The organism is Vibrio sp. 1562, assembly GCF_033340155.1.
Lineage (GTDB): Bacteria > Pseudomonadota > Gammaproteobacteria > Enterobacterales > Vibrionaceae > Vibrio > Vibrio alginolyticus.
Window position 1 is genome coordinate 1 of the sequence record NZ_JAWOVY010000270.1, and the last position, 755, is coordinate 755.

A 755-nucleotide genomic window follows, 5' to 3' on the forward strand; every position below is an offset into this window, starting at 1 on the left:
CTATCTTAGTCGTGATGGGATTGGGCTTCTTGTTCTCAACCATGCACTTAGGTAGCCCACTTCGTGCCTTCAACGCATTAAACCGTGTTGGTAGCGCGGCGCTATCTAACGAGATCTTAACGGGTGCAAGCTTTCTGTCTCTAGCGGGTTTGTACTGGTTGCTGACGATTCTAAAAATCGGCAGCGAAGGCGTTCGCAAAATCGTGAACTGGTTGTCTATCGCGGTCGGCGTGATTTTCATGTTCGCGATGGCAAATGTTTACCAAATCGAAACGGTTCCAGCATGGTACTCACCAATGACAACGGTTGCGTTTTGGTTCACGGTCGTGACTTCGGGCCTGATGTTTGGTTACACGCTGATCAACGTATTGGACGTGACGGCTGAGAAAACTAACCGTCGCCTAATGTGGGCAGGTGTGAGTTTGATTGCTCTGAACCTAGCATTCACAGTGATGCAAACCATTCACTTCGCAGGTATCTCGACTGCGATTCACAGTGGCTTAGATCAAATAACTATGTTATCTGGCTACGTGGCTGGTCACGTACTGTTGCTTGTGGTTGCGGCGGGTCTTTGGGTATTCGCTGAGTTGTTTACCGCAGAAGGTCGTCAGAAGAACTTGCTGGTTATCGTGGCATTCGTTGCCTTGTTCGTTGCAGAGATTCTGGGTCGTAATGTGTTCTACGGTATGCACTTTACATCTGGTTTGTACTAATAACCGTTATTTGTACTGATAACTATTAATAGAGGGGGGCGA

General features: G+C 47.8%; 1 protein-coding gene. It reads left to right on the forward strand.

The window, feature by feature from the left end; translation table 11 throughout:
- The coding region (locus R7Z49_RS24600; RefSeq protein ID WP_318112316.1) for a dimethyl sulfoxide reductase anchor subunit family protein at positions 1-713 on the forward strand (713 nt) is incomplete at its 5' end.
- Positions 714-755: the final 42 nt, after the last annotated feature.